Genomic DNA, 16,945 nt, shown 5'->3' with positions numbered 1-16,945 from the left:
TAAGCGACTTGTCCAAATGGGCGAGGATTAAGGTTTAATTTCAATCACAGTGCCCGGCGCAACTTTATCCCAGACTTGCTGCATATCCGCATTACTCAGCGCAATACAGCCATTGGTCCAGTTAAATTGCTGATTGATAAAACTGAGCCAGCCCCAGCCATTCTTTTGACCATGTATCATCACTTGCCCACCGGGATTAACGCCCTGCGCTTTAGCTTGAGATCTATCCTCGGCATTGGGATAAGAAATATGAATGGCCTTGTAAAAAGCGCTATCGGCTTTTTTGTAATCCAAAACATACCGCCCCTCAGGTGTTTTCTTATCCCCTTCCTGACGCTTGTGACCTATAGCGTGCTTGCCGAAAACCACATGAAATTCTTGTATGAGCTTATCCCCTGCCCGTAATTGCAGCTTGTTTTCATGCTTGATGACAAGCACTAGATCAACCTTTTCATTGCCCCAAGCAAGCAATGGACATAGCAACAGAATGAACTGCAAATATCTAAGCATAGGGTATATATCTCCATCGCTTCAACCAGCCTATAGGCAGGCACGTGTAACCACTGTGTGAGCTATATCCTCAGTGCTGCCGTTATAGCGCACACCCAGCACGGTTGTTTAACGCTTGCGCTTCATCACAAACCCCACTTCCAAGCCAAACACCTCTGCAATTTTATTCAGTGTTTCAACCTGGGGGTTACCTGTAGCTGACTCGATTTGGCGCAACGCCCCCAATGAAATACCTCTATGCTTGGCAAACTCTGGTTGCGTCAGTTTGCTCAGTTTGCGAATCTGTTTCACGCCTTCAGCAAAAGATAATTCGCCCCGCTGTACCGCCTCGTAAAATTGATCGCGGGCCAGGCGTTCAAGATCATGGTCTATTTTTTTAATGCGCTTATCCACTACACATCTCCTTTGCAGCTTCGATGTTGTAACGCAGCCGCTCAATTACCGCCTCATCCAGGGCGTGCTGCTTCATCACTGCGGGCAGCCCCGCAAGTACGCCAGCAAAATCAGCCATATCCGCTAAAACACGCTGTTTAATGTCATCCGTGGTATCGATATGCTCAACAATGCCCTTGAGCTGATTAAACTCGCGCCCGTCTTTTACCCAGCGACAGCTTCTGGCAATGATTTCCGGGTCCATAAACATGGGGGCAAAATCATAGAGGGGAGTGAGCTGAATAGTGCCATCAGGCAAGCGTTGCATCGCAGTGTTACGGCCATGATTATCCGTATTGCCCATTGCCCGGTTCATCAATTCGCGTTTAATGAATTCCACAAGCTCGGTTGCTGGATGACTTGCATGTTGAGCAATCGCATTCGCCAGCGTGAATAGCGACACGCCACTAGGGAACCCAGAAATTCCAGCGACCGACAATAAACTCTCCTGATGCAGCCGGATAACTTCAGCTTTCTCAGCATTGACCCTGCGATCAAAGCGCTCAATAAAGAGCATATTGTTAGTGGTGTAGCACTCGCCATATGTGCGCAATCCGCACGCCTTGGCTATAGCAAAGTAAATGGCTTCAATCCTGAGCACATCAAGATCCGCCTGTGTTTTGCCTCTGGGCAATTTCACCAGCCAGTGTTTATAAGCCTGGGCATCATCTAGGGCAGCGTCGGCAAACCAGAGACCTTCCTTGTTTTGTGTGAGCAGAAATTTGGGCGCGGCGCCTTGCACGCCTGTCGTGCCTGCAGTCAGCATGGCATGCAACCATATGTGATTAACAAAAGGCTCATGTCGGCTGACAATCTGCGCTTGAGTAAACCCTGCCACTTGCGCATCCACATGCCGTTCACGCCAGCGGTGGAAATACTCAACGGCGGTATTCAGCCGTAGATTGCCAATCGGGTTGAATGCCCCGATTTGTGCCAGCGGGATATCCATATCATCGCCATCCGCCCTGGCCAACTCTTGCAGCAAATATTTTCGCCCCAGACCTTGAGGCACTAGATCAAAGATAAAAGCCGGGCAAATTGGCACCCCATCCTCACCAATCCCAAACCTTGCACCGTGAACAGGCAGGGCAAAAGAAACCGGAATAGGCTTATCGGAAAATTGATAAATAGGCAGGTAATCAAAGCATGCGCGATGACCTGCCACCTGCCTTATTTCAGCAGCGGCAATCCATGCGCGATCTTGATATACCTCAATAATGCTTTCCATAATTTATATATTACAATAATCAAATCATGGAAATCAAATTCGGTAATTTATCTATTAAGATAGATAAATTATGCAATCAAGTCATCGCCATCCAGCGCATGGCTTCAACATCATTCTTGGTAACCAGGCTAATCTGCGCCTTGAAACGTTGCCCCATGTGGTCTTCCAGAATTTCTTCACCCAGATGCACCATGCTGCCCATCACTTCGTCGTGCACACCCAATTGATGGGAGTCTGAAATTTTGAACCCCACAAAGCGTTTGTCGCATTCCAATACGTATTTTTTGCCATGTTTGCTCTTGGCTACTACTCGACCTGTCATTGCCCCACTCTGCCTCGCTGGTTGATACAGCAAGTAGAGCTGATTGATTTACAGATGGTTCAAGCGCATCCGTGAACTATTCATGATGGCTTGTCTATAAACTTCTCACCCGGACTTCTGACGCAAACTTCTGAAGCGGTGTTGCCTGGGATAAAAACAAAAAGATGATGGCGGTCTATCCCAAGCTCATTCTCGAATAGACCACCATAAGCATGATGCAAGGGTGAAGCCTCACCCTTGCGATGAGGCAGGGTTTACCAGTAATAGCTCAGCTGGGCATCCACAGTTCGTGACGTGCCGTAGAAACAAGCGCTTTCACAGACACTGAGATATTCCTTGTTGAGCAAGTTGGTCGCATTAACTTGCAGGCTCCAATGCTCAGACAAAGGGTAAATCGCCATTGCATCCACCAGCGTATAGGAAGGCACGGTGTAACCGCTGTTATTGGCCTTGTCCTCGGTACTGCCGTTGTAACGCACGCCCAAACTCAAGCGCAGGCCATTCAGCGCGCCTTGGGTGTGTCTGTAATTAAGCTTTACGGCGGCTTGATGATCCGGAATCAACAAGGCGCGGCCAGAACGTTCGGTAGTGTAGTCCTGGGTTGCATGATTGCGCGTCAGGCTCAGCCGTGCAGACAAGTTGTCATTGATGCGGACATCAGACTGCAACTCAATACCGCGATTTCTACGCTCCCCCACCTGGGTTTGCACAAACGAGGCATCAGGCACCAGTGCATTGTTTTCCTTAAGGTCGAACAAGGCCAGGTTGAAGCTGCTGCCCTTGAGCCAATCAGGGTTGTACTTAAGGCCCACTTCCAGCTGTTTGCCACTCAAGGGCACGTAGGCGCGGCCTCGATTATCCGCTCCAACCTGCGGATTAAATGAGGTGGAATGGCTGACATAAGGCGAGAAGCCAAGGGGCAGGTTGAACATCAGGCTGGCGTTGTGCGTGTTCTTGTCACCCTTGTCATCAGAAATGGTGCCATTCACATTGGCAGCACTGTCAAAGTTATCCCGGCGCAAGCCCAGGTTAAACAACACCAAATCATTCCAGTTCAGCTTGTTCAAGGCATACAGCCCATGCTGCTTGAGCCTGATGACATAGGGCACGCCAGTGACGTCAAAATTACCGTCGTACTCTGGATTGAAAATATCTATATCCGCCACCGGGAAACCAAAAGCCCGGTGCTGTGCATCTGCGCGATTACGCTTGTAGTCATAGCCTACCAACAGCGTGTTCTCGAAATCCCCAAAGGTAAAAGTCTTGCTCAAGCGGTTATCCACGCTATGCACGGAAGAATCGCCATCCATAAAGGAATAGCCTCGCGCCCCCAGCCTATCGCTGCCTGTCACCATGCCGTAGGCAAAGGTGGTGAGGAAGTTGTGATCTATCTTGCCGTAGCGATAATTCTGCGTGAACTTGAGCTGGTCACCAAAATCGTGGCTGAATTCATAACCCAGTGAATACTGGCGGCGCTGCAAATAATCGCGGCCAGGCTCACCCAGGTAAGTGTCGTAACCTATCTTGCCAAACGGTGTATTGATCAAGGAGCCATAGGCAGGCATAAAACCAGTGGTCGGCAAGCCCTGCCTTTTCAGCACACTGGCCAGCACGGTGAGGTTAGTACGGTCAGAAATATCCCAGGTGATGCTGGGCGCAAAATAATATTGCTCCATGCCTGTGTGGTCTTGCGGGAAATTACCCTTGGAGTAAAGCCCCACCAGACGATAGCGCAAATCTTCATGGATCAGGCCGCTATAGTCGCCGCTGACACTGCGGCGGCTGAAATTACCAACACTGACATTCAACTCACCTTCTGCGGTTTTCTTAGGGCGCTTGGATACCAGGTTAACCGTACCCCCTGCGTCTGTAGACCCATAATTGAACGAGTTTGCGCCTTTCAGCACTTCAACTTTCTCCAGGCCGTAAGACTCCTGCTCCAGCACGAAGAAACTATTGTTAGAAACCGCCGTGCCATCCAGCGTGACATTGGTATTAAAACCACGGATACGCAGCCAGGTGGATTTATTATCTGAGCCATATTGCTGACCCAGCACCCCGGCTTCATAAAACAGCAAATCATCCAGCCTGCGGATAGGGCCTCTGTCTTTGATGTCCTGCTCGGTAATGATAGAGACAGACTGCGCCGAAGACTTGAAGTTATCTCCGGACTTATCGGCAGAACCTACCACCGTGACCGTAGGCAAGGTTGCAGCGGCCTCTTCTTGCGCCTGCGCCAGCGAGAGGGTGCTGGACACACCTGCCATCACCAGACAGTGTATTAGCGCCTTAAGGCTGAAAGGCGGAGTAGCAGCAAATGAATGCATAGTGACGAATCCCTGATTTTGAAAGCGTTTGATGAGTGAAGACTTAAGCCAGACCATGAAAGCAAATAATAAAACAACTGATAGAGCGTCTCATTAAGTATTATCAGCGGCTTGCCGCCTGCTTGCAACTATCTGTTAAATAGGGCTTTTCAGTTGACTCGACACTCTTGCTCTATCTTTTACTTTATCCGCCTTTATCAATTCAAAGCGGTCTTGACAGGCATTATGCTTATAACCATAAATAAGCTCTTTAGCGTCATTTGTTTTGTAGCACGGCTGAGAACTGTGACAGAATCAGGGTAAGCAAGAAAAAAGAAAAACCATGTTATCGGACGACATTATTGCGCTAGCCAAGGCCAGCGCTAATTACGCAGGCTTTGTGCCTGTACATCAAAATAATGACTGCATCAGAATTGCCTATGCCTGGCTGGATGCGCAGATCAAGACCTCTAGCGTACGAGAAGTGCCGGTGAGCCAGCGGGGGTTGATACGCGCGTGGGGCGGTGCATTGGTGATGTATGCCGATATCATTGTGGCGGCTGAGATACACCCGGCGATCCAAGGCGTTTACCCTAATCTTAATATTTCCGAGCAATTGACCTTACCTCAGCCTAGCCGTTTGGCGCATATCAGCGGGGCGCATGAGCACCCTGCCTTGATGCAGTTTGATACCTCGCAGTTTTACGATCACATCGAGTAGGGCGGTTTTAGGGGAGCTGGACAAGCTGCTGCCACGGAGGTTGTTGCGGTCACTTCTTTTGCTTGCTCCCGCGGACAGGGGTAATACATTTCTGCTTAGTGCATGGGGGCTGGGCTTCTCGCTACGTCAACTATTGGTCAAGACCACCAAGCGACCAAAGAAAAGCCTCTCGCAACAGCAGAAGTAGCGGTAACCCCCCTTAAAAAATAGCCCTGCTCCTAGAACGTCCGCTTGATATAAGCAAAGAATTTATTATCCCCAGTCTTATACCCACTCGCCGTCACATACCAATCATCATTGGCATCCGTCACCACATAACTCACCCCTGCATTCCAGCCCTTGCTATCCGCAATCGCAAAATCCCGATTCACTCCCACAGAAACATCGGTGTAATCTGCCACCGAATAATTCTTCACCGCCTGATGCCCCACATGTAGCGACACATTCAGCTCATACCATGGCAAGGCATTGTTGTAGTTCAATTCCACATAGCTGCTGCCCTTGGAATCGCTGTCTCCAGTCATATGGTTGCCTATCAGCGTATTGCCATAGGATTTGCCATTCACGCCAAACCAGTCTGTCAGTGAGTAGGAATACTTCAAGGTAAAGTGGCGGTAATCCAGCGCCAGGTTGAGTTCGGTGACATTGGCCGATTGTCCGGCGATTTTTTCATTGTCTGGGTAGTAGAACTGCAAGAAACCAGCTGTACCCACCAGCTCCTCAGTCAAGGCATGGCTATAGCCCCCGTAGATATCCACCTCCAAGGTGTTCCCGTAGATAGCGTCCTTGTGCACATTGGTGGCACCCAACCCCAGGAACAAGCCGCTCTCATGCGAATAATCAATAAACGCCTGTATCGCCCCACGACCGCGCGCATAGGAAATGCCACGGAACAGGTAATCACTATAGAAGCCGAAGTTGGTGGTGATGTGATGGGGTGAAGCTGGCATATCCTGCGCTGTGGCAGGGGCTTCTTCAGCCATGGCATGCATGGCTGAAAGTGAGCCTAGCAGGCCACAGGTGAGCAGGATTTTTGTTGAAGTACGCATGTTGATTCCTTGTATTGTCAGGGTTGGGATTGATGACTCAATCTCGACAATAAAGAATCAGCATATGTATTTGAATACCCTGGAATGGGTAGCAACTAAGGAGTACTCACTTAGTCTTAAACCCTTTTAGATATTGGCTTTAGCATATCAGCCATCCTAGAAAAACAAAAAGGAGGGACATGGTCAGTGTTCCCTCCTTTCCGAATGCTCCAATCATGGATATGAAGCAGGCATCGCTCGTAAAAGCCAGCTTATTTTCGCTAAAGCCATTTCACCAGACCATTCCCAAGAAGTACTACTTCCAAGGAGGTAGTATTCAGCACTTAACTCAGCAGCACCGCAGTGGGCCATAAAAAAACCGGGTAGGCACACTGTGCTTACCCGGCGATGGGACCTACGTCAGTACTTCATACTGCTACTTACTACAGATTTAGCCTCGGGATTTAGAACTGGGTTTGCCCAGGAATCCAAGTCGTGCCTGCCAGCGGCACCTTGGCCATGGCGGAGGCTTCCAGGGTCAGGGCCACCAAGTCTTCCGGCTCCAGGTTATGCAAATGTGACTTACCGCAGGCGCGGGCAATCACTTGCGCTTCCATGGTCATCACCGACAGGTAATTCGCCAGTCTACGACCCGCCTTGACCGGGTCTACGCGCTTCATGAGTTCAGGGTCTTGCGTGGTAATACCTGCAGGGTCCTTACCCTCATGCCAGTCATCATAAGCACCCGCGGTGGTGCCCAGCTTGTTGTATTCCTCTTCCAGCGCTGGGTCATTGTCACCCAGGGCAATCAGCGCGGCAGTACCAATCGCCACTGCATCTGCACCCAGGGCCAGCGCCTTGGCAACATCAGCGCCATTGCGGATGCCACCAGAAACAATCAGCTGTACCTTGCGGTGCATGCCCAAGTCCTGCAAGGCCTGTACCGCAGGGCGAATCGCCGCGAGGATGGGGATGCCTACATGCTCAATAAACACTTCCTGCGTTGCAGCGGTGCCACCTTGCATACCATCCAGCACCACCACATCCGCACCCGCTTTCACCGCCAGCGCTACGTCGTAATAAGGACGCGTTGCGCCAACTTTGACGTAGATAGGTTTTTCCCAATCGGTAATCTCGCGGATTTCGGCAATCTTGATTTCCAGATCATCCGGGCCAGTCCAGTCTGGGTGACGGCAGGCAGAACGTTGATCCACACCTTTAGGCAGGCAACGCATCTTGGCTACACGGTCACTGATCTTCTGCCCCAGCAGCATGCCGCCGCCGCCTGGCTTGGCACCCTGGCCGATAACCACTTCAATGGCGTCAGCTTGCGCAGGTCGTCCGGGTTCATGCCGTAGCGTGATGGCAGGTATTGATAAACCAGAATGGAGGACTGACCACGCTCTTCCGGTGTCATGCCGCCATCACCTGTAGTGGTGCTGGTGCCCACGGCACTGGCACCACGGCCCAGGGCTTCCTTGGCCGGGCCGGACAAGGCACCAAAGCTCATGCCTGCGATGGTGACTGGGGTTTTCAGGTGGATAGGCTTCTTGGCAAAGCGGTTGCCCAGAATCACATCGGTGCCACATTTTTCGCGGTAGCCTTCCAGCGGGTAACGGCTGATGGAGGCCCCGAGGAACAACAGGTCATCAAAATGCGGCAGCTTGCGCTTGGTGCCAGCACCACGGATGTCATAGATGCCAGTTGCCGAAGCACGGCGGATTTCCGAGATGGTGTTTTTGTCGAAGGTCGCGGAAAAGCGCGGTTCGGTATGCGGGATTTTTGGCGCGTCGCTCATGATTAGTAATCTCCTGCGTTATCGACGTGGAAGTTGTAAAGCTTGCGGGCCGAGCCCAGCAAGGTGAAGCTGTCAGGGTCTACATCGCCATGGCCGGATTCAGCCAGCAGGTCCACCAGAATCTGCTTGGCGGTGTCATCCATGGGCTTGACCTCGCAATCAGAACCCAGGCTCTGGATATTGCCGCGCACAAAAATGCGCGCTTCGTAGAGGGAGTCACCCAGTGCTTCGCCAGCATCACCCAGAATCACCAGGTTGCCAGCTTGCGCCATAAAGGCGGAGAAGCTGCCTACCGAGCCGCCAACCACGATATTGGCACCCTTCATGGAGATGCCGCAGCGCAGGCCAGCGTCACCATCTATGATCAGCAGGCCGCCATTGGCGGTAGCACCCGCAGCGTTGGAGGCAAAGCCCTTGACGTGCACACGGCCAGACATCATGTTTTCTGCCACGCCAGTGCCAGCGCTGCCCTCAATCACCACATTGGCCAGCTGGTTCATGCCTGCGGCGTAATAACCCGCATGACCCTGGATGGTGACATTGACATCTGCCTTGAGGCCGACGGCAATATTGTGCGAGCCGTTGGGGTTATCTATGGTCACCGCTTTGCCGTCCAGCACGCTGGCGTCACTGTGCAGGTATTGGTTAACCTCACGCAGGGTGTGCTTTTCCAGATCAAATTTTACAGTTTCCATACGTACATCTCCTTAGGTGCAGGCTCGAAGACCTTGGCGTTCTTGATATCAGGCAGGTGCGCCAGTGAGCGGAACTCGGAGGCAATCGCCACGTAGTCATCGTGTTCGGCAATGATGGCGGGCTTGCAGGCAAAGGGGTCACGCACCAGCGCCAGTTGGTCCTTGGTGCCCATCAGCAGGGTGTAGAAACCATCCAACTCGTCAAAGCCATGTTCCAGCGCGGTTTGCAGATCGTCACCTTCACGCATGCGCCATTGCAGGAAGCGGCAGGCAGCTTCGGTATCGTTATCGGTCTCGAAGGAAATGCTTCATGTTCCAACTTGCGACGTATGCTGTGCGCGTTGGAAAGGGAGCCGTTGTGTACCAGGCACCAGTCTTCACCCGCCGTGAAAGGGTGAGCGTGCGAAGGTGTAATTGCGGACTCGGTTGCCATGCGGGTATGACCCACCAAGTGGCTGCCAGAGAGCTTGGAGAAGTCATAGCGGCTGGCCACTTGTGCAGGGGTGCCAGTGTCCTTGTAGATATCCATCAACTGGCCCACTGCCAGTAGGTGCACTTGCGGATAAGCCTGTTTGACCCAGGCCTTGACGGTGTCTGGGCTGACGTTGGTGGTCAGTACCGCATGGTTGACCTTAACTTCCAGCTTGGCGCTGGTCTTGAGCGCGGCATTGAGTTCGCTACCCAGCTTGTTCCAGTCCAGCGAGGCATCGGCGCTATAGAGGCTGAACTTGCGCGCACTGGCATCCACCGGGGCGCCGAAGATGGCCAAACCAGCGGAATCCGGGCCGCGCTCTGTCATGCCTATCAGCATGGGCAGCATCAGTTCACCGATATTGGCCCGCATGTTCTGGTTCTTCACCAGCAATCCCACGATTCCACACATGATGTTTCTCCTTACAAAAATCCTGAATTAAAGATGTGGCTAAAAATGCTAAAAAATATTAGAAAAATTCGACGTAGCGATTGATTTCCCAGTCCGAGACATGGCGCTGGTAATCGATCCATTCCGCACGTTTGAGCTTGATAAATTCATCGGTCAGCGCATGGCCCAGCGCATCGCGCAACACCTGGTTGGCTTCCAGCTTGTCTAGAGACTCGTTGAGGTTTTGCGGCAGAATGCCTATGCCCTGTGCCTTCATCTCCGCCAGGCTGAGGTCAAACAGATTGCTGGCGTGACCTGCACCTGGGTCCAGCTTGCGCTCCACACCATCGAGGCCAGCAGCAATCACCGCGGCCGTGGTCAGGTAAGGGTTGCAGCTGCCATCCGGCAGGCGCAGTTCCAGACGACCATAAGGAATACGTACCATGGTCGAGCGGTTGTTATTGCCGTAGGAAATATAGGCAGGTGCCCAGGTAGAACCCGTCAATGACTGGCTCACCACCAGACGCTTATAGGAATTGACCGTGGGTGCTGCCAGCGCGCATAGCGCAGGTGCGTGATGCAGAATGCCCGCCAGGAAGTGATAAGCCAGCGGTGACAGACCGTGACCCGTCGTGTCGCTATCATCATGGAACAGGCTCTTCTCGCCATCGCCTATGGACATATGCATATGCATGCCATTGCCTGGACGATTGCCAAATGGCTTGGGCATAAAGGAGCAGGTCATGCCCAGTTCATTGGCAATATGGCTGGCCGCCATCTTGAACAGGATGTAATCATCCGCGCTCTTGAGGCAATCAGCGTAGGTGTAATTGATCTCGAACTGGCCGTTGGCGTCTTCGTGATCGATTTGGTAAACATCCAGGCCAGCCGCAATCAGCGATTCGGTCAGGCGCTCGAGGAATACCGATTGCCGCGTCATGCCCTTGTAGTCATAACAGGCTTCTGCAAGGTATCGTGCTCATCACAGGGTTGCAGTGCGCCCTTGTCATCACGCTTCAGCAGCGAGAATTCAGGCTCCAGCCGGTGTAAAGCGTCCAGCCACGTGCGGCCAGGCGATCTACCTGTTTTTTCAGAATCACGCGTGAGTCATATTCATAAGGCTTGTTCTCGACATGGCCATCACAAATAATGCGCGCATAGCCGGGCTGCCAGGGAATCAGGCTCAGGGTGGATAAATCGCCCACGGCCATATAATCCGGGCCGTTAGGCAAAATGCCCATGCCCCAGATCGCCCCACCAGCAAAACCTGCACCACCCTTGACTATGGATTCTAGGTGGGCTGCAGGCACCGATTTAACCTTGGCCACGCCGTGAATATCCACGAACTGGGCCAGTACATATTTCACCTGGTTATCTGCCAGAAACTTCTTCGCATCGGCCAATTCCTGCGCCGGCGTGCTGGCCTGATAAGTGAATTTTCCATCAACTATCTTCATATAACTCTCCCGATATGATTCATTTATAGGCGCTGAAATAGCGACCTATGCCGACGGGTCCGCCGCTGTGCTCGTGAGCGATGCCTGCAATCACATCCCACATATATGGACCGTACGAACTATCGCACCACAGCCTGAAAAGGCTCTCCTCCTCCAGGTCCTGGTGCATCAGGACTACGCTGACCCCGGCGAACTGCGTCATAACGACGTCTTTTCCTCCCAGGGCTACGCGAGTTAAATCTATGGAACAAACTTCTGAAAACAACTGCGCCACCGCAGTGCCGCTAAGAACAAATGCGGCCTCCACGTGCGGTACCAGGTACAAGCCAGGCTGAGCGCTAAAGGCCAGACTCAGCCTTTCACATACCGACTCAGTTGCTGTGCCTGCTGCATCCTCAATCAGGAACTCAGTGTTACCCAGCCTGAGAATCAAGCAACCTGCTGCGCTTACTACCCAGCGATTGGCAGCCTCGGGGATGACCAGTCCCTGTTGCTGCAACCATTGCGCGGCATTGGCACCTTTGACGCCAAATTTGCGCAGGGCACTGGCATCGGCCAGGCCCAATACTGCTTTTCTTGCCAACTCAATTTCATCGGTGGCAAACCGCGTTGCCTGGCGCATGCCGTTGATGTCATCCCAGAGCAGGTCCTGACCATGCAGGGCGTGGGCGATGGGTGTCATGAGTTTTTCTGTCTGCATTTCGCTATTCAATTTCATGCTCTGTTCTTTCAAGCTGGCTACGCGGTTCACTAGTTATTGCGCTTCAAGAAAATGGCTATCCACCACAGTGGCCGCCACCAGCGCGCCACTATCGGTGCGAATCTGGAATACCGTGCCCAGGGCCTGCTGCTGTGGCGAGACATAGGCAAAGCCGATGACGCGCTTGACCGTGTCTGAGTAAGCAATGCTGGTGACGCGACCATCAATGTCACCATCCCGTATCACCAGATTGCACTCCAAGGGAATTTCCCCGGCATAACCTGGCGCCAGGGCAAAGGCCACCAAGGCTTTTTTCAGTGGCCGCTTGGCAATAATCTGCAGGCTGCGCTTGCCTATGAAATCGGGCTTGTCCAGCGCCAGGGCATGGTCGGCACCAATCTCAAAAGGATTGGTCAGGCCATCGGTATCTATACCCGGCATGGCATGGCCCATTTCCAGGCGCAGCAAACGCTGGGCATCGGTACCAAAAGGCTTGAGGCCCAGGCCCTGCCCTGCCGCCATTACGCGCTGCCAGACAAAGCTGGCCTGGGGGGTGGGGATATGCAATTCGTAGGTGAAGTCAGAGACAAAAGCCACGCGCAACAAGCGCACAGGCACACCTGCAATCTCACTCAAACAGGCGCTGCCAGGCTGTAGTTGATCCAAGCCTTGCATGAGGCCGGAAAGAATCTGCCGTGCCAGTGGCCCGGCAATATTGATAGCGGCATAGGCCCCAGTCACATTGACCAGGCCAATATCCAGTTGCCAGATTTGCTGCCAGCGCTGCATTTCGCGATAAACCGCGGCGGCATTGGAAGTCCCCGAGCTGAGATAGAACAGTTTTTCATCCAGCCTGTGGGCCAGGCCGTCATCCACCACCACGCCTGCTTCATCCAGCAGCAAGGTGTAGCGTGATTCACCTACGGCCTGATCGGCGTAACGCCCCGTAAAGAATCGCTCCAGGAACAAGGCCGCTTCATTGCCATGGACTTCTATCTTGCCGAAAGAGCTGCTATCTATAATGCCCGCCTGCTTGCGCACCGCTTCAACCTCGGCCAATACCGTTTGCGCCACGTTCAAGCCAGGCACCTGATAGTAGGCAGCCCGTTTCCAGGCCCCAACATCAGTCATCACTGCCCCGAGTTGCAGATTGGCATCATGCAAAGGCGTGAGGCGGTGCGGGTGAAAACCGCGGCCCGCCAGATGCCCTATCGGTGTGGGGTGGAAGAAAGGACGTGAAGTGGTAGTGCCTATCTGTTCCACAGGCACACCGCGTACACGTGCCAGAATGCGGATGGCATTCATATTGGAATGCTTGCCCTGGCTGGGGCCCATGCCCACGGTGGTAAAGCGCTTCATCAACTCGATGTTGTCAAAGCCTTCCTTGGCGGCATTGATGAAATCCTTGACCTGGATATCCTCATCAAAATCCACAAAGTTCTTGCCCTTGGGGTGTGGCACTATGGGGTAAGCATGGCTTTGCGCAGTGGCTGCGAGGGCAACCGTGGCTGGCTCTGCCACCTCTTGGCCCAGGTGACGCAAAGCCAGTCTTGCTGCTCTTACGCCATCGGCCATTTTGTCATTCAGCTCATAAACCCCATTGACCCGACCAGCGGCAAACATGCCTGCAGGCAAGCGCTGTGGCACAAACTGGTGTACGCCATAGTCATAACGCATCTGGGTACCTGCCTGGTAAAGCAGGTTGGCGGTAGGCACCCAACCCGCGCACATGGCTACGCCATCGCAGGCCAGGGTGATTTTGTCGTGCAGCTGGGCTTCGTTGCTTGCGCTGTCATAGCTGGCGATGGTCACGGACTTGACGCCAGATTTGTCGGCATTGGCCTGCACTTCATAAATACAGCTGGCGGGGATAATCTTGACGCCGCGCTTGAGCAATTGATCCGGCAGCGCACTTTCTTCTGCACGCTCACGTAAATCCACCAGTGCCGCCACCTTGACTCCAGCTTGCAGCAGATCCAGCGCCACGCGGTAGCCATAATCATTGGCGGTAAACACCACCCCATTGCTGAAAGGCAGCACGCTGTAGCGGTGCATCAGACGTTGCGCGGCAGAGCCCAGCATCACGCCAGGAATATCATTGTTGCGGAACACCGGAGGCTGCTCGAAAGCGCCGCTGGCCATGATGACAGAGCGTGCCCTGACCTTGACCATGCCCGCCTTGCTGACCAGGGGAATCAGGTGGTCAGGGTAATAACCTGCGGCATAAGCACCCAGGCGCAGGCTGACATTGGGCAATTGCGCTAAACGTGCCAGCAGTTGCTCACGCAAGGTGCTGGACTCCTGTCCGCCAGCCCAGTCAAAGCCCAGGCTGCCACCCGCCTGCGCATTTTCATCGGCGATAATCACGCGCAAGCCGCTGGCTCCAGCTTCCAGTGCGGCAGATAAACCCGTGGCACCTGCGCCTATCACCAGCACATCACAGTGCTCATGCAGTTTGGGCTTGGTAATGCGTGGGTAATTGAAGTTGACCACACCCAGGCCTGCCGCCTTGCGAATAATGTTTTCCCAGAACGGGAAAAAGCGTTTGGGGGTATGAAAAGCCTTGTAGTAAAAGCCCACGGGTAACAGTGGCGAAATGGAATCGATAAAGCGGCTTTTATCTTTCTTGACGCCGCCATCGGTGTTGACCGCTTTAAGCGCCATGCCTTCGGCTACGGCCACTACGTCACCGCGCATATTGGTATCCATGCCGTCGGTGAGCATGACATTGACGTCATGATTGGCCAGGCTGAGGATGCCGCGTGGGCGGTGATACTTGAAGCTGCGGCCCAGCACCTGCTCACCGCTGGCCCAGAGTGCGCTGCTGATGGAATCACCCTCAAAGCCGCTGAACTCGCGGCCTTCATAACTGAATTTGACGCTGGCGGCGCGATTGATCCACTCGCCCTTGTTATTGGCTAAACGCGCACTCATGCTTGGCTCTCCTGGCCTTTCAAATATGTACGGATGACCTGATCGGTCAAGGTATTGCGCTCGGCGATAAACCAGGTGCCACTCGGCGCGTGGTACCACCATTCCTGCTTGAGTCCTGGGGCACCATTGCGGTTGTGCACATAGTGGGCCCAGACCTGATCACTGCAATCCGCTGCTGGCGGCTGGCGCAGCTCACCACCAAAGACAAACTCGCTCAGGGGGCGGGTGCCGTTCACGGGACAAGTCAATAATTTCATCTGTGTATCCTTTACTGGCCGGGCTAGAGCTAATGACCTACAGAAGCCGCGCCCTTTTCCCCGGTGAGTTCGTAATCCTCAAAGCGGGAAAGGCGGAATGAATGAATCAGATCGGGTGCCTGATCACGGGCGATGGTCTCAGCCATGGTCTTGCCGCTGATAGGCGTGGCCTTGAAGCCCCAGGTACCCCAGCCCGCATCCAGATAGAAACCTTCCACCGGGGTCTTGCCCATCACGGGCGCAAAGTCTGGCGTCATATCGGCCATGCCTGCCCATTGGCGCACCACCTTGATATTGGAAAGGAAGGGGAACATGTCTAGCATGTGCGAGGTAAGCCCCTCAACGAAATCCAGGGTGGAACGTGTGGAATGCACTTCGTAAGGGTCTAGCGAAGACCCCATCACCAGCTCGCCACGTGAGGACTGACTGACATATACATGCAGGCTGCCTGACACCAGAATCGTATCCAGCCAAGGCTTCATCGGTTCGGTGACACAGGCTTGCAGCGGATGAATCACGATAGGCGTTTCCAGACCCACCATCTCGCAGATGCGGGGTGTGAAACCTGCCACGGCAGACAGCACCTTGGTGGTGGCGATATAACCCTTGTTGGTCTTGACCCCCGCCACCTTGCCGCCCTGCACATCTATGCCCAGCACTTCGGTGTTCTGGAAAATCTCCACACCCAGGCTATCGGCGCCTCGGGCATAACCCCAGGCCACGCCATCATGACGCGCCACCGAACCCGGTGCATGGAACAAGGCACCCAGGATAGGGGCCTGGCCGCTACAGCTCATATCCAGCTGCGGACAGGCTTTGGCAATCTCATCCGGGCCGACCACATAGCTCTCAACCCCCACATGCTTGTTGACCTCAGCGCGCCAGCGCATGGTGCGCATGGCAGATTCGGTATGCGCCAGGGTGTAGTGACCGCGTGTGGAGTAGAACAGATTGAGATCCAGCTCTTCAGACAGACCTTCGTAAATCTTGACGCTGGCATCGTAGAACTTCACACCTTCAGGCGTGAGGTAGTTGGAGCGCACGATGGTGGTGTTACGGCCTGTATTGCCACCGCCTATATAGCCTTTTTCCAGCACTGCCACATTGGTGATGCCATGTTCCTTGGCCAGATAGTAGGCCGCAGCCAGACCATGGCCACCACCACCTATGATCACCACATCGTAGGATTTCTTGGGGGTTTCATGCGCCTGGAAAAAACGCTTTCCGGGGTATTCCTTACTCAGGGCATATTTGAGCAATCTTAAGGGCATCTAATAACTCCGTGGCGGGCCGTGACCTACACCGTTAAATTTTTACAAGAAACTTTTTTTCTTGCTGAGAAACTCGTTAGGTGTATTTAACCTCAGGGGCAAATGCAGTGTCAATGACAAAATGAAACTTTTTTTCCTGCCAAGAAACATGATCCAAAGATGAGCGCCAGGTCAATACTCCCTAGGGAGTAGAAGCCAACGAAAAGGCCTTTCAATACCTAAAATTCGCAGGCAATTTCTGCTCTGATCACTAGGTTTTTGCCTAGAAATTAAGCAGGGGTTATGCCAATTGCGCTTACTACCCGCGCTTACTGCCTGTTCTTTCGCGCACAGGCCAGCCTAAAAGCACAAAGCCCCATGGCTGGGGCTTTGTGTTATGTCACTTCATGGGCTTTGCAAGCTGATGCCGCAGAGCATGCGCTGG

General features: G+C 53.3%; 14 protein-coding genes and 2 pseudogenes. 1 reads left to right on the top strand and 15 read right to left on the bottom strand.

What is annotated here, in order from left to right; all coding sequences use genetic code 11:
* Nucleotides 1-27 precede the first annotated feature (27 nt).
* From JCM2850_RS08880 to JCM2850_RS08860, 5 genes are all read right to left on the bottom strand, one after another.
* Nucleotides 28-438: a L,D-transpeptidase family protein gene (locus JCM2850_RS08880; RefSeq protein WP_234406181.1), complete on the bottom strand. Its 411-nt coding sequence runs from the start codon at nt 436-438 to the stop codon at nt 28-30.
* A gap of 180 nt (nt 439-618) precedes the next feature.
* On the bottom strand, nt 619-903 hold the full coding sequence (locus JCM2850_RS08875; protein WP_025871267.1) for a helix-turn-helix domain-containing protein: 285 nt from the start codon (nt 901-903) through the stop codon (nt 619-621).
* On the bottom strand, nt 896-1,891 hold the full coding sequence (locus JCM2850_RS08870; protein WP_234406180.1) for a type II toxin-antitoxin system HipA family toxin: 996 nt from the start codon (nt 1,889-1,891) through the stop codon (nt 896-898). Before JCM2850_RS08870 ends, JCM2850_RS08875 begins: the two co-directional genes overlap by 8 nt.
* Before the next feature lie 355 nt (nt 1,892-2,246).
* Entirely contained in the window at nt 2,247-2,492 is a 246-nt protein-coding gene (locus JCM2850_RS08865; protein WP_025871263.1) for a hypothetical protein, read from the bottom strand.
* A 254-nt stretch (nt 2,493-2,746) separates the two neighbouring features.
* The gene (locus tag JCM2850_RS08860) at nt 2,747-4,819 is read right to left on the bottom strand and encodes a TonB-dependent siderophore receptor (RefSeq protein ID WP_036265862.1); all 2,073 of its coding nucleotides are present in this window, start codon (nt 4,817-4,819) and stop codon (nt 2,747-2,749) included.
* 322 nt (nt 4,820-5,141) lie between these two features.
* Here JCM2850_RS08860 and JCM2850_RS08855 point away from each other — a divergent pair, with 322 nt between their 5' ends.
* Nucleotides 5,142-5,519 carry a hypothetical protein gene (locus JCM2850_RS08855; protein WP_025871259.1) on the top strand — a complete coding sequence of 126 codons (378 nt, stop codon included), beginning with the start codon at nt 5,142-5,144 and terminating at the stop codon, nt 5,517-5,519.
* Nucleotides 5,520-5,737: 218 nt separating this feature from the next.
* Here JCM2850_RS08855 and JCM2850_RS08850 read toward each other — a convergent pair whose 3' ends face one another.
* From JCM2850_RS08850 to JCM2850_RS08805, 10 genes and pseudogenes are all read right to left on the bottom strand, one after another.
* Complete coding sequence (locus tag JCM2850_RS08850) at nt 5,738-6,568, bottom strand: TorF family putative porin (protein WP_025871257.1); 831 nt, start codon at nt 6,566-6,568, stop codon at nt 5,738-5,740.
* Nucleotides 6,569-7,011: 443 nt separating this feature from the next.
* Nucleotides 7,012-8,345, bottom strand: a pseudogene (locus tag JCM2850_RS18215) (FMN-binding glutamate synthase family protein).
* Nucleotides 8,346-8,347: 2 nt separating this feature from the next.
* Nucleotides 8,348-9,040 (bottom strand): GltB/FmdC/FwdC-like GXGXG domain-containing protein, encoded by a 693-nt coding sequence (locus tag JCM2850_RS08835; protein WP_025871255.1) that lies wholly within the window; start codon nt 9,038-9,040, stop codon nt 8,348-8,350.
* Nucleotides 9,028-9,923, bottom strand: a pseudogene (locus JCM2850_RS18210) (class II glutamine amidotransferase). Before JCM2850_RS18210 ends, JCM2850_RS08835 begins: the two are co-directional and overlap by 13 nt.
* A gap of 58 nt (nt 9,924-9,981) precedes the next feature.
* On the bottom strand, nt 9,982-10,842 hold the full coding sequence (locus tag JCM2850_RS22720) for a hypothetical protein (RefSeq protein ID WP_234406179.1): 861 nt from the start codon (nt 10,840-10,842) through the stop codon (nt 9,982-9,984).
* Nucleotides 10,843-10,918: 76 nt separating this feature from the next.
* Nucleotides 10,919-11,359, bottom strand: coding sequence for a type I glutamate--ammonia ligase (locus tag JCM2850_RS22715; RefSeq protein ID WP_234406178.1), 441 nt, complete (start codon nt 11,357-11,359; stop codon nt 10,919-10,921).
* A 19-nt stretch (nt 11,360-11,378) separates the two neighbouring features.
* Nucleotides 11,379-12,077 carry a sarcosine oxidase subunit gamma gene (locus tag JCM2850_RS08820; protein ID WP_148301225.1) on the bottom strand — a complete coding sequence of 233 codons (699 nt, stop codon included), beginning with the start codon at nt 12,075-12,077 and terminating at the stop codon, nt 11,379-11,381.
* A 36-nt stretch (nt 12,078-12,113) separates the two neighbouring features.
* Complete coding sequence (locus JCM2850_RS08815; protein ID WP_025871251.1) at nt 12,114-14,993, bottom strand: 2Fe-2S iron-sulfur cluster-binding protein; 2,880 nt, start codon at nt 14,991-14,993, stop codon at nt 12,114-12,116.
* On the bottom strand, nt 14,990-15,250 hold the full coding sequence (locus tag JCM2850_RS08810) for a sarcosine oxidase subunit delta (protein ID WP_025871250.1): 261 nt from the start codon (nt 15,248-15,250) through the stop codon (nt 14,990-14,992). Before JCM2850_RS08810 ends, JCM2850_RS08815 begins: the two co-directional genes overlap by 4 nt.
* 29 nt (nt 15,251-15,279) lie before the next feature.
* Complete coding sequence (locus JCM2850_RS08805) at nt 15,280-16,521, bottom strand: FAD-dependent oxidoreductase (protein WP_025871248.1); 1,242 nt, start codon at nt 16,519-16,521, stop codon at nt 15,280-15,282.
* Between the last annotated feature and the right edge of the window lie 424 nt (nt 16,522-16,945).

The sequence above is a fragment of the Methylobacillus glycogenes JCM 2850 genome (assembly GCF_000617925.1).
GTDB lineage: Bacteria > Pseudomonadota > Gammaproteobacteria > Burkholderiales > Methylophilaceae > Methylobacillus > Methylobacillus glycogenes.
The sequence above is the reverse complement of the archived record's forward strand: the minus strand, read 5'-3'. Positions and strand labels throughout refer to the sequence as shown.